The sequence below is a fragment of the Terriglobus tenax genome (genome assembly GCF_025685395.1).
In the GTDB taxonomy this organism is placed as follows: Bacteria; Acidobacteriota; Terriglobia; order Terriglobales; family Acidobacteriaceae; genus Terriglobus; species Terriglobus tenax.
In genome coordinates, this window is the sequence record NZ_JAGSYA010000003.1 from 614,604 (window position 1) to 627,101 (window position 12,498).

9 protein-coding genes are annotated in these 12,498 nt (G+C 52.7%); 3 read left to right on the top strand and 6 right to left on the bottom strand.

Annotation, left to right across the window (positions count from 1 at the left end; all coding sequences use genetic code 11):
- Nucleotides 1–9: 9 nt before the first annotated feature.
- Entirely contained in the window at nucleotides 10–834 is an 825-nt protein-coding gene (locus OHL13_RS02620) for a carbon-nitrogen hydrolase family protein (protein WP_263408555.1), read from the bottom strand.
- Nucleotides 835–920: 86 nt separating this feature from the next.
- Nucleotides 921–4,136, bottom strand: coding sequence for a hypothetical protein (locus OHL13_RS02625; protein WP_263408556.1), 3,216 nt, complete (start codon nucleotides 4,134–4,136; stop codon nucleotides 921–923).
- Between the two features lie 280 nt (nucleotides 4,137–4,416).
- On the opposite strand from OHL13_RS02625, the gene OHL13_RS02630 reads away from it, so the two are divergent.
- Complete coding sequence (locus OHL13_RS02630; protein ID WP_263408557.1) at nucleotides 4,417–5,709, top strand: ankyrin repeat domain-containing protein; 1,293 nt, start codon at nucleotides 4,417–4,419, stop codon at nucleotides 5,707–5,709.
- Between the two features lie 125 nt (nucleotides 5,710–5,834).
- Here the strand turns inward: OHL13_RS02630 and OHL13_RS02635 are convergent, their stop codons facing one another.
- From OHL13_RS02635 to OHL13_RS02645, 3 genes are all read right to left on the bottom strand, one after another.
- Nucleotides 5,835–6,122 (bottom strand): helix-turn-helix domain-containing protein, encoded by a 288-nt coding sequence (locus tag OHL13_RS02635; RefSeq protein ID WP_263408558.1) that lies wholly within the window; start codon nucleotides 6,120–6,122, stop codon nucleotides 5,835–5,837.
- A gap of 85 nt (nucleotides 6,123–6,207) precedes the next feature.
- The gene (locus OHL13_RS02640) at nucleotides 6,208–6,750 is read right to left on the bottom strand and encodes a DUF6036 family nucleotidyltransferase (protein ID WP_263408559.1); all 543 of its coding nucleotides are present in this window, start codon (nucleotides 6,748–6,750) and stop codon (nucleotides 6,208–6,210) included.
- Nucleotides 6,740–7,423 (bottom strand): helix-turn-helix domain-containing protein, encoded by a 684-nt coding sequence (locus tag OHL13_RS02645; RefSeq protein WP_263408560.1) that lies wholly within the window; start codon nucleotides 7,421–7,423, stop codon nucleotides 6,740–6,742. The genes OHL13_RS02640 and OHL13_RS02645 overlap by 11 nt, the downstream gene beginning before the upstream one ends.
- 426 nt (nucleotides 7,424–7,849) lie before the next feature.
- Between OHL13_RS02645 and OHL13_RS02650 the strand changes: the two genes are divergently transcribed.
- Together OHL13_RS02650 and OHL13_RS02655 are read left to right on the top strand one after the other, a co-directional pair.
- The gene (locus OHL13_RS02650; protein ID WP_263408561.1) at nucleotides 7,850–8,320 is read left to right on the top strand and encodes an AAA family ATPase; all 471 of its coding nucleotides are present in this window, start codon (nucleotides 7,850–7,852) and stop codon (nucleotides 8,318–8,320) included.
- Nucleotides 8,311–8,730: a hypothetical protein gene (locus tag OHL13_RS02655; protein WP_263408562.1), complete on the top strand. Its 420-nt coding sequence runs from the start codon at nucleotides 8,311–8,313 to the stop codon at nucleotides 8,728–8,730. The genes OHL13_RS02650 and OHL13_RS02655 overlap by 10 nt, the downstream gene beginning before the upstream one ends.
- Before the next feature lie 331 nt (nucleotides 8,731–9,061).
- On the opposite strand, the gene OHL13_RS02660 is transcribed toward OHL13_RS02655, so the two are convergent.
- The gene (locus tag OHL13_RS02660; RefSeq protein ID WP_263408563.1) at nucleotides 9,062–12,472 is read right to left on the bottom strand and encodes a TonB-dependent receptor; all 3,411 of its coding nucleotides are present in this window, start codon (nucleotides 12,470–12,472) and stop codon (nucleotides 9,062–9,064) included.
- Nucleotides 12,473–12,498: the final 26 nt, after the last annotated feature.

The following is a 12,498-nucleotide window of genomic DNA, read 5'->3' on the forward strand; positions in this document are numbered from 1 at the left end:
CGTCCCCAATCATCTGTCAGCTCTCCCAAGATGAAGGTCTTGCCGCGTCAGGTTTGGGCGCGCTCCAAGACGTCTCCAGCCAGGGGGCAGACTCTTAAAAAGACGCTTCTGTGAAGATGTCGGCGCAGCAAGCTGAGCGTCATCCAAGCTCTGCACAGGAAGGCTGATCACTTGAGTAGCAAACATATCATTTCCGTCATGTCGATAGACAGTACGACGCCACGGCTCATAGTAGGGAGATACGGCAATGGAACCGCCAAAGAAACCTGTATTGCAAATGACCATATTGCAATACATGGTGCGAGCTAGCGATTCCGCATGGTGTCTAAATGATTCGGTGTCCTGGTTGTATGCAATAACGAACATGTGATGCACTCGGCCTTGATACAGCAACGCTCTTTCAAGGTCCATTAAGTCGTAACATATGGACACACCGAAGTCTCCGATATCATCGGACCTGAAGAGCCACAGCTTAGGGTCACCTCTGAACCTCCATCCCGATTGTTGTAACTTCGCATGCTCCCCCGGCGCAGGGAACGTTTTCCCTATATTCACAAATGCTGGCACTTTCGGCGGGATACTCCTTCTCGATGCAGGAACCATAACCATTGCTTCATTCCATACGGTTTTGGTTTCGTGCTCGATCTTATAATCAAGTCCCGCGATAACTATGCTTCCCAATGAAGCAGCGGCTGTTCTTAAACTGTTAATTTGACCTCGAGGCAGTGCAAGCTCAGGTAAAAGGACAATATCGGGAGTTGGTGACAAGGCAGAAAAGCTGCGGAAGGCACTCCTGATGTCTTCCCAAGTGCTCTCTTGCTCATCAGTGGTCATGCGTGGTCCCGCTTTCCATGCTGAGCGGGCATCGACGTTTGTCTGAACTAAGCCTACACGCATATATTCCACGTATCTTTTTGGCATTATTGGTCGTCATCCTCCGGGATTTCATCACGATTCTGTTCGATTGCCCATTCTTCCCGTGAAATCTGCTCCAATCTGAGGGGTATGAGCTGCCTCGGTTGGTGATTGTGAACTGTGATCTGACCTTGCTCTAGGACCTCAGTTGCTCTCTCTAAGTAATGCCGCAGGTCCCTTTTTGTAAAAATCCTAGGTGGATCGTATGCTGTATCGTCGTCTCCTCCGAAACCACTTAGTAGTTTGTGGTCAAACAGGAAGTTTTCTTTCTGACGTGGGATCAAACACGCTTCCAAAATCGCAGTCGTCCAAGACGATGCAGCGACTTGACGAATGAGTTCTCGAGATATTTCTCCGCTATCAGACTCACGCCCCGGCATGTTCCATGCCGCAGGCAAGGTGAAATCCCTCCTCAAGAGTCCAAGAAGAACGAGACCAAACTCCTGAAGATCAAGGAACTCTTTCTCCACTATCGGAACATCAATCCCAATCGGGTGTAACGATGCAGGTATATGCCTTGAAATAACCGTGCCCTTCTCTAACGCACTATTCCAGGTATCCCACCGCGGAATTGAGTCAGTGGGCTCGAGCCACATAGCTGGAATCCAAAACTCAGACCAATGTATCGGAGCTGCGCCACGTTTATGTTCAGTCACTGATAAGAGCTTCAGAGTTATTTTGAGCGCAGTCCACTCCCCGGTCCGCGGGTCGAATGGCTGGACTTCTGCACGAGCTCTTGTCCATTCGCACCACGCACTCAGGCTTATCATGTTAGTTTTTGGCTTTGTCACAAATGTGATCAATTGACGAAATCTACTATTTCTTGGATACAGGTTAATGCTTTGCGGATGATCAGATACGGATTCGAGCAACCAACCGATTGGATTCGAAGGCGGGATCATTCGACTAGACGGGATTGACTGACGCGAGAATTCAGCCAATGCGGCGGGATAGCGCGACAACATAGCCCAAGCAGATTGTTCTTTTGGATTGAGGTTGGGTGCGACAGTTTGCCACAGAAGACCCGGTTTGGTAGCTAGCTTGGGCTGAATTCTCGTGTCCGCCCACCATGCCCAGGTACCGAGTGAATAACCTGATTCACTTATCCATTCGGCAGGAACTCTAGACCAGTTCAGCGCTTCCGCCCTTCGTGCAGCGCGGCTTATCGATGCGATATCAGTTTTTGAAAGGACCTCGTCTGTTGAAGCATGTTGTATTTCGAGGCGTACGATTCCAGCAGCCGCCTGGCAGAGCAAAACGGATCGTCTTTCATAGAATTTTGGCATTTGCGAGGGGGAAAGCTTTTCAACCAGTTGGAAGCAAGCTCCGATGTATCTCTTTGCTGCTAAGCGTCGCCGACTCGGGTACTCGTCTGAAAGCAATACTCGGACGGACACCAGAAGCTGTTTCGCCACTGTTTGGAGTAACCGTGCTCGCAACACACGACAACCCGTTGTCCCTTTTAAGGCCTGCCGGTTCAGCTCATCGATGATAGGCACGAGCTGGTCGTGGCCTGTCAGCCGACAGTATTCAAGAACCCTCTGCCAAAGTCGCAACTTCTCTGGATGATCTCTGACAGCTTTCATCAAAGTTGCGAATATGCGTGCTCTTTCCTTCCGCTCCTGAGAATCGATCCACTGACGAATCGAACGAAGTGATTCAGAGATACCAGATGAAAGAGCCTTATCCGCAGCTAATTGTTGACGTAGCGAGCGCTTCAGGTTGACTTCAACAGACCTATCTTTCAATCGCTCGCTTGTCGCACGAATACGGTCACTAATCGAAAGTAATTCTCGTTCTTTAGCGACAAGTTGTTGTTTAGATTCCTGCCTGTTCGAGGCAAGGCGTGCGATCTTCGTTGCGGCGAATGAGGCGCGGGTAGCAGCAGGCAGTTCTGTTTCTGGCAAGGGAGCCAAGAGAAGATGTTCGAGATCATGAAGAGCGGCATCTTCTTCTTTGCTGTCTAGTAAGTCGAAATCTACGCGACCGATCTCAGATATCTTCGCCAGAGTCTTGGTCATAAGAGGGGTCGGAAAGCGAGGGTCCAGCTTAGAGGCTTCCGTTGCGCTTCTCTTTTGTATAGCTAGGGCTTCGAAGTCAATTTTCTTCCGTTGAAGCGAGTAGTAGTTTCCAAAGTCTTTCGGATCGAATTTGTCTGGATTGAATGTCGCTCCTATTGCGTGTTTTGAGAGAAGTTGGTCATACTTCCGCACCCAAGATTCAAGTTTTTCAAACGTCGGAGCCAAGACGACATGGTCATCAACATAACGGAAGTGTGCCACTTGTGCGTCCGCCACCTTTCTGTTCACAATGCTGTCAATCTTCAGCATGGCGACGTTCGCCAGAAAACCGGCTACCATCAATCCAGTGGGTACGTGAGAAAAGTGCTCGTCTTTGCTGCTAAGACCTATTTGCATGAGCTCTTTGTCAGACCAATTCTTGTAATCAACCTTAAAGCGGAGCAGATCGTCTAGCAGAGAACCTGTAATGTCCGAGGCGTCTTTGCAGTATGCGCGGATATTCGAGGCCACCGCTGAAGAGAGAAGACTGGGATAAAACTTTTCAAGATCTAGCGATACCCAGTACGAATTGCGGGTGCGTGTTCGCCAGTACCCGGCTTGCAGGTATGGCAAGCGATTTGACCGTCGCTCTTCAGCTTCGAGCGCAGCTCGCTCCGCATCGTTCAGAGCGACTTCGGCGTCGTACTTCTTTAAGCCCATTCTGCGAACAGTCAAATAGATATGTCTTCGGTAAAGAGGCCAACTATGTTGGAAGCGTCTGTATAGCAAACCACCCGAGTTTCGAAAGGGACCGAAGCGAAGGGACATGCTGGAATCAGACGTGTCGTACCAAACAGGCCTGTAGAGACGATTACCGTAGCTCCACGTTGGCATCTGTTCTTCGAGCTCCGGACCTATCACATTAGTGAATGCCACCCACGCGACTTGGTCTCGCACCCGGACCCAGAACGCTTGACGTGCTCTGGGGCGCGCCTCCGAATCGGGCGCTTTGGGCTGTGGTAGCGGGACCAAAGGAGCCATGGTATAAGTCCCTTTTGCAAATTGCTTCCTGATTGAATCGAGTTCGACATCAAGATTGGCCTCAAATTGCGCTACCTCGAGTTCGTCGTACCATGCGTCAGTTGTTGTGTAGTAACGTCTGACCTTTCCCCACGCCCAATAGAAGTTTTCACGCAGGAGGAGATGTTCTAAGGCTGCCATATTTCGAAGCTCCAGAGATAGCGGGTACTGCTGGGCATATCAATAGAATGATTCTTGAGCGGTCTTGTAACGGATAATAGAGTTTACCGCCATGCGCCCTTTTCTGGGGCGCGGAGGTAGTATGTATCCGCACCCAACAGTTTCTTGCGCCTCCACACCTTTGGTTCTGACAAACGAACAAGGCAAGGAACTTGTTCGCCTTTGCCGCACTGGGAGACTCTACGAAGTGGACGCTTGGATAGCGTCGGGCAAGTCGCTTTCTGTCCCTTCGGGATTTAGGATGACGCCACTCCAGGTCGCTGTCGAGATTGGATTCCACAGCCTCATTCGATTACTCGCGTGCAACGACAGAGACGTAGCGAATCTAAACCGGGCGTTGTCGGATGCGGTTGCACTTCGGAACCTCGACAGCGTCTCTCTTTTGCTCGAACACGGCGCTGATCTGAAGAGCGTTCCTCTTGCGGATGTCTTATTGACCTGGGAACCAAAGCTTATCCAGCTATTTCTAGATGGCGAGGCCGAGGTCATCGAGGGTCTGCCGTTCACCGTAGCTTTCTGCGCAAAAGTCCGAACAGTTTTGCGCCCCTTCATGAACTTCAAACAGGCTCATCCTGAGCTTGAGACTGTACTACAAGAGCAGCTAGAGCGTGCCCTTCGCCATTTCGCTCGTGAGGGCGATTTGAAGTGGGTGAGCTTGCTCCTTTGGGCGGGGGCCAACCCTCGATCGACGGGCCCAAGCGGCACGGACGAGGACGATCCAGAAAGCTATGTCTCAGCTCTAGAGCAGGCGGCTTCATCCGGTCATGTTGAGATCTTGAAGAAGTTCAAGCTCAGTCGGGAGCGAGATGACCTGTCTCATCTCCTGTGTGAAGCGTCATTTGGGCAATCGAGCGACGTTTTTGTCTATTTACTAGAGCTCGGGGCGCGACCAAATGATAGGCCAAATGGCGGGTCGGCTTCTCTTAGCCGCTGTTTAAACTTCATGCGCTTTGAGCGGATAGGTATCCACGGCCTTGTAGGAAAATGTGCAGTTTATTCCGTCTCTGAATCCCTGAGAAAAATCCGTATCCTCGCCGAGCATGGAGCCATCTGGAATCCTGACGATGCCTATGAAATGAACTCGTTGCGTAGAACTCTGCTCGAATGCGAGCCTGAGGTCTCGATAGCACTTTTCAAAATCTTTGTTGCGAACGCTGTGTGTTCTCAGGACACCTGGAAGAGTCTTTTCTCAAGTGCGCGTTTTAGGCAGCATCTAGAGAAGGAGTCCTGGTGGCTGACTCGATTGAAGCTGAGAGACTTTGCTGATGGGCCGCCGGGTAAGAGCAAAAGGATGCCAGCATCTCCGCCACGGATTTCCCGCCAACTCTTGGCTCGTTACGACCGGGAGCAGCTCTATCGCCAGGTGTGGGAACAACCAATGCAAGAGCTGGCGAAGCAATATGGCATCTCTGACGTGGCTCTGTCTAAGACCTGTAGGAAGCTCCTAGTGCCGGTGCCGGGTCGAGGATTTTGGGCGAAGAAGGCGGCCGGGGTCCCGCTTCCAAAGAGGCCCAAGCTCCCGGCGCTTGACTGAAAGGGCGTCTGTCAGCCTCCAGTGCTGTCCGCAGTGAGGAGCCTACAAACCGCACTGCATGAGGCTCCGATGCGCAGAGCTACTCTCGGCCACCATCTACCTTCACGCGACTTTGACCTGCCCCGTCATCTCTGCTTTGAAACTGTTGAAGCAGTAAAAAGCCTCTCATTTTCGAGCATCAAGTCATCAAGAGTAGGCCGCTTGCTCGCTGCGACTTGAAGGTTGAACTCCAGGCCGAGTGAAATCAGGATGTTGTTTACTTTCATGTATCCCAGCTCGCCCATCCTGCCATTTTCAAGAGCGTCCAAAGTCGAACGGCTAACGCGCGCCATCTTCGCAAGTTCAGCCTGAGTCAAACCAACAGTCTTTCGCCTCTTTGAAATCTCTTCACCGATATCAATCAGTAACAACATGTTGCCCAGTATATCGGGCACTACGGAGTGCCAAATCACCTTTGACTCGTATACGAGGCAGGTGTCCATGTCGAACCCCAAACGCCTATTTCTCTGCGAGCATTTCCATCCATAACTTCATCGTCAGATCTTCGCGGTCCGGCCTTCCAAGTTGCCAACGCAGCTCCGCTTCATAGCGTTGCTGGAGCGTTGGCAGGCTGAACGGCACCGTGCGGCTGAGATACCGAACGTCATCACGGTCTTTCTGACTGTTCCGTTCGAGTTTCGATAAGGCGATATCGTATGGATCGAGAGCCATCAGTCTGAGGTGTCGATATGCTCCAGGGAACATCTCTGTGAGCCGTTCTTCGTAATTCTCCGGGATTGCAGCCACGCCGACGCGATCAAGGTAAATCCGATGCTTTCGATGAAGAGGGCCTCCTTGCATTGCAATCTGCATCAGCGCCTCGGACGCCTCTCTCGGTGCAAGTTCGATGACGTCCACATCCGCCGTCGGGCGGGCGAGTCCATATAGCTGTGTGACAACAAACCCTCCGATGCAGTCCAGGCGAGCGGGCACTTGCAAGGCATCATCAAGATCGCGAAGGAACGAGTGCCAAGGTTCGGGAGGCCTTAACTCAGAAGACATGCTGGAGGTCCTCGGCTTTCAGGTCAGTGAGCAAATTCCAGTGAGCTGCCGATGGAGTTCGGTGGGTGCGCAGCCATTTGCGTTCGGCCTGTGACATGGAACTTTTGGCGAGTGTGTCTTCGTTGGCTAGGCGAGAGCGTTCCAGCGCCGTCACACGAGAGTGCAGCTTCTCTGCTATCTGCGTGTCTCCGCGCTTTTGTGCAACGTCGCTTGCTAGCAGAGCGACGTATGCAAGCCGGTTCTGTCTATCCCGAGATTTGCTCTCGGATGTAAGCCAGTTCCAGTTCATCTCTGGGAAGTGAAAAGGGAGCCAGGGCAAGGCTTCTGTCACCCGAGCATCAAGATCTTCGCTGTCGAGTGCAAGGAGAAGCAATTCGGCTGGATTGAGCAGTTGCTGACTCTCCATATAGGCAAACCCCGGATATCCCAGCTCTCCTAGAGCTCGCTTGAAGAACTCTTCTCCTGCCTTCGCGGCAGGACGATCTTCTATGGGGCGTGCCGTTGCAGGTAAAGGGAACACCTGAAGAGCTGCCGACGTGAGATCGTCTGAGACCGGCCTATTGCCGCGTTCAACCATGGAAAGGTAGGCCTGTGTGACGCCAAGGCGATGGGCGGCTTCGGCCTGAGTCCAGTTCGAAGCAGTACGAGCCGATTTGAGGTCGTTACCAGTCACAGCAGTATTATAACAATAATTGTTATATAGCTGAGCGGCACGGACAGGCTTACAGGCGGAGTCAAAAAAAGTGCAAATTTGCACATTTTCTTACACAGCGCACAGCTTTAGCGAAATAAATGCATATTAATCAATGACTTACGAGTATCAAGAAAGGACTCAAAATCCGCCGACCCTTGCGGTCGTGGGGGTTCGACCCCCCCTCCCGGCACCAAGATTCTAAAGGGCTTATATGCGAAATGACCTCTCCGAAGTGAGAGGTCATTTTCGTTGGTGGCTATTGGTTTCGAGCAACCCTCGGATTTAGGGCCTTATCGATTAGCAAAAGTGCTGACTTCGATTCTGTGTCTAGACATAGCAATTCACGCTGCACGAAATGCGCGATGATGAATCAAGCTAATTGTGTCGAGCAGGACAGGAGTAAGCGTGACGCCACAGGCCTTTACATTCAGCAGATATCGCGCATTCAAAGACCCCATTCGCGTGGAACTCGCGCCACTCACCTTGGTGATCGGAAGAAATGGCGGTGGCAAGAGCATAGTCACGCGGGTACAGCTCCTCATTGCCGGCGGTCTGCAGGCGAAAAGTCGAGCTCCTTTGGACCTCCAAGCAGGCGGCATCACGCACGGGTCGCGCTTCAAAGATCTGATCTTCCAGCGATCGTCGCAGCCATTCTCACTCGGTGCGGAGATCCTTGATGGAGACTCAGTAGTACGGTTTTCTACTTCACTGCGTCATATCTCCGAGAAGCATGTGCTCGGAATCGAGTCATTCCATCTTTATAGAGATGGCATTCTGCTATTGCAATTTGACGCGGAGGCTCCGGAAGATATCAGCGAGAGAGAGGGGACTTTCGTTGCGAAACCGATTGCCGGCTCAAGAACCCCGTGTTCGTAAATGATGGTGCCAATGCAAAGGGTGGCTACAACTACATTCAATGGCTGAATGTGGGCAATGTGACCACGACGTATAACAATGGCGTCTGCACTTACACCGGCGAAGGATTTGTCACGGATCCACAGTGCCAACCTAGTAACAATTCGCGGTCGTTTCCGACCTACTTTCAAGGGGTCCGCTTGAAGGGGCCGAATTCCTGGAACGCGAATGTGCAACGTTCCTTCAAGCTGAAAAACAGATTGACCATGGAAACCCGGCTTGCCGTGTACGACGTTTTCAATCAACAGCTCTATGGCGCGCCAAACACAACTCCCACGTCGCCCCAGTTTGGACAAGTCACCACTGATGGGTACTCCAACGGAGGCGGGCTGACACGCTGGCTCGACATCTCAGGTCATATCCGGTTCTGAGTGACTCCCCACACAATCGCCGAAGCGAGTCTGTTGAGTCCCATGTAGCTCAGCAAGCTCACTTCGGCATCAGCGGCTTCGTGAAGCGAGTGTCACAAGTTTGAAATAGCAATGCATGCCCAACTCCATCGCGACAGGATGAGCATTCGAACAGCATGACATAGATCCAACGGAGCGTTGAGCAACGAATATGGATCGCTGCTGGACCTTAGAGCAGGCGCGTCGCGAGCCTGGCGCAACTAACTTGAGCGCCAGGCCGTTATCCGTTCATGGGTAAAGCAAACGGCACGGCCACTGAGTATGACCGTGCCGTTGTTGCTGGAAACGATGGTTAGAAGAGGATCTTTGCTCCCAGCTGTACGATGCGTGCAGATAGCGCCGAGGTAATGGTGCCAAACGTCGCGCTGGTGTTGGCACCGCCCTCCGCGGCCGGGTTGTTTGGGTCTGCCGGAGCACCCGCAACAAAGGTTGTGTTGGGTTGGCCAAGCTCGGTGTGGTTCAGTGCGTTGTATGCTTCCACGCGGAACTCAAGCCGAGCACCATGGGACAACGATGTTGTTTTGAAAACAGACATATCAAAGTTCGTCTGCGATGGGCCACGTGCAGGCGCATACGCTCGGGGCGTATTGCCAAAGGTGTAATCCGGCGGATTCACAAACGCAGCGGTATTGAACCACTTGGCACGTGATGGATTCGCAAGCTTCACGCTCACGCCGGGTAGTATGTTAGGGCGCGTTGCAATGCCTTGATTGCTCGCGCCAGAGATGACGAGTGGCCGTCCAGATTCCGCAGTCATAATCACGTTGAATTGGAAGCCACCTAACAGCCGGTCAATCGCAGAGCCGCCCGAAAGAAATTTCTTGCTTGGTCCAAACGGCAAATCGTACAGGCCGGAGACAGTTACACGATGCGTCACATCCTGTACGTCCACACTGTAATCGCCGGAAGGGTCACGCCAGTTCTGCGGACCATTCACTGAATTGGTGCCAGCCCCCGGCGAATTCAGCAACAGGTCAAAAATGGGAACATCCATCAGTTTGCCATAGGTATAGGACCCAATGATCTGCAGACCGTTTGTGGCACGGCGTGTTGCTGTCACATACAGATAGTTGCCGTTGTACGACTGTGTGCGTGCATAGCTTTGATATACACCACTGTAGTAGGGGAATGGCTTCAGCAGGTTTGCGCGCGTAATGGTGGCTGCGCCAAGCGATCCTGGCACCATACCCGCATATGGGTTCGGAACGCTGGTATTCAGATAGCTGCTGCCAAGGCTGAAGTACTTGGGGTCCAGCGTGTTCTGGTTGATGGTGTAGCTATACGGGAAATGGCGGCCATGGTTTCCCAGGTACGTGGCCTCCAGTACCGTTGAGAACGGCAGTTCACGCGATATCGACATAGTGTACTGCTGCGACGAAGGGTCTTTCGCCACCTGCTGCACCACGTACACTGCATTGCCCAGGAAAGCAGTCTGGCCACCTGCTGCGCCCAGCACCTGGTTGGGCGCATATGGCAGGCCACCGGAAAGCTGAAACGCGGGGCCAGCCTTCGTGGCCGCACTGTACGATGTCGCCTGACTGGCAAAGCCGTTAATGTTTCCTGCTGCTTCCGTGTAGTCCAGGCCGGCATTGGGTGTGTAGTAAATCGCATAGCCGCCGCGAAGCACCGTCTTGTTGTCGTTGGTCAATAGCAACACAAAGCCAAGACGCGGACCCCAGTCATTGAAGTTCTCTTTTGCAAAGTTCGTGCCATAGCCAACACCCGCATACTGCACCAATCCCATCAGTGCAGGGTTCGCCCCATTGGGTTTGGTGATGTCCACATTGCTCAGACCGTTCTTCTTTTCCTTGGCCTGTGGTCCAAAGTCATAGCGCAGACCAGCATTCACCGTAAGCCTGCGTGATGTCTTCCAGTCATCCTGGATATAGCCTGCGTAATTAATCTTGCGCATGGCAATGCCCGCTGCCGAATTATCAGAAGCCGTAGCAACGGCACCAGCCAGGAAGCTGGCAAAGGCACTCCCTGTACCGGTGGTTGTTGTGGTGTTGTTGCCAGCAGCAGTCTGTGTTGCGCTAAAGCTAAAGGAGTCACCGCCGTTCAATTGATAATTGAACGCTTCTGTCCAGCGGAAGCTGGCACCCATATGGATTACATGACTGCCGCGGATGAGAGTGACGTCATCCACAAGGTCCAGCCCGGTATTGGTGCGGAAACCATACGTGGTATTGAATGTGGCCAGACCGTTGCTCATCACTGGCCCAATCAGTGGTGTGGGGTCAGGCAGGCCAATCTTGCTGGAGATGTTCTGCCCCGCTGTTGCCGACTGAAATGGAAAGCCATTGCGGATCATACCGATGCGTAGTTCGTTCACCAGATTCGGTGAGAAGACATGGATCTCCGTCAGCAATGCATTCTGTGTCTGCGATTCGTCGTTGCGATTGAAGTAGGTGCTGTAGCCGCCGGGATTGTTGCCCGTGTTGTCATACAATGCATAGCGAGCGACAAAGTTGTCTTTATCGCTCATCTGGTAATCCAACCGGCCCAAAATCAGCTTCTCTGTACTTACACCGCGCGGACGGTTGATGTAGTTATTCGCATGCGTACAAGGATCGTAGCTACCGCCGGTGTTGTTCGCTTGTGGATAGAACATCTTGGTGTAGGCCACGGCCACTGGATCAAGGTTGGTGATCTTGTTACCGGGGTACTGCGTGCGTGCGCCTGTAGTGCCTGTTGTACTCGGGTTATAGATGGGCACAATGGTGCATGCACCGTTGGAACCACGTACACCCAGATCGCTGAAGTCTCCGGCATATTCCTGCGCTGTAGGAACGGTCATATATGCAGGTGTCTCGCTGATATAGTGATAACCCTCAAGATTCGTAAAAAAGAACAACTTCTGCTTCAGGATGGGTCCACCCAGAGTGCCGCCATAGTTGTTGAAGCGTACCTTCGGTTTTCCAAAGGGCGACCGAGGAAAGGCAATGTTCGCATCCAATGCATCATTGCGAAAGAATTCATACAGGCTGCCGTGATATTGGTTGCCACCGGAGCGTGTCACCACGTTGATGACACCGCCCGACGTAAAACCAAACTGGGCGGGAATCACGCCGGTCATAATGCGGAATTCCTGAATCGCATCGGACTTTACATTTACGCCAATTTCGCTGGTGTGTGAGTTAACGTTGTTAACACCATCCAGCAGATTGCTGTTCTGTCCTGTGACGCCACCAGAGATGCGGATGGCCGAGACCGACGTGCCGCGATTTGCAAAGCCTTCGCTCACAGCGCCAAGGTTCGAGACAACACCTGGCACCAGCGTGGCCAGCGCCAGGGCGCTCCGCCCATTCACCGGCAACTGTTGTGAGGCGCGTGTGTCAATCGTGTTGCCAATGGTTGCGTCGGTTGTATTCAGAGCAGGCGGCAATGCGGAGACAGTGACGGTTTCGGTCGCTACGCCCACAGTCAGCGCAGCGTCCTGTGTTACGTGTGCTGCGGCATCCAGCACAATGTCTCCACTTACCAGTGTGGAGAAGCCATCCTTTGACACCTCCACCTTGTAGTGCCCAGCTTCCAGTGGACCTGACGTGTAGGAGCCGCTATCATTCGTTACCATGTCTTGCGAAAGCCCAGTGCTCTGATTGGTAATGTGGACTTTCGCGCCCGCCACGCGCGATCCCACGGCATCTGTCACCGTACCCGCAATGGTGCCGCGCACAAGCTGCGCACCTGCTGTGTATGGCATGCTCATGACGACGATCGCCAGCATTA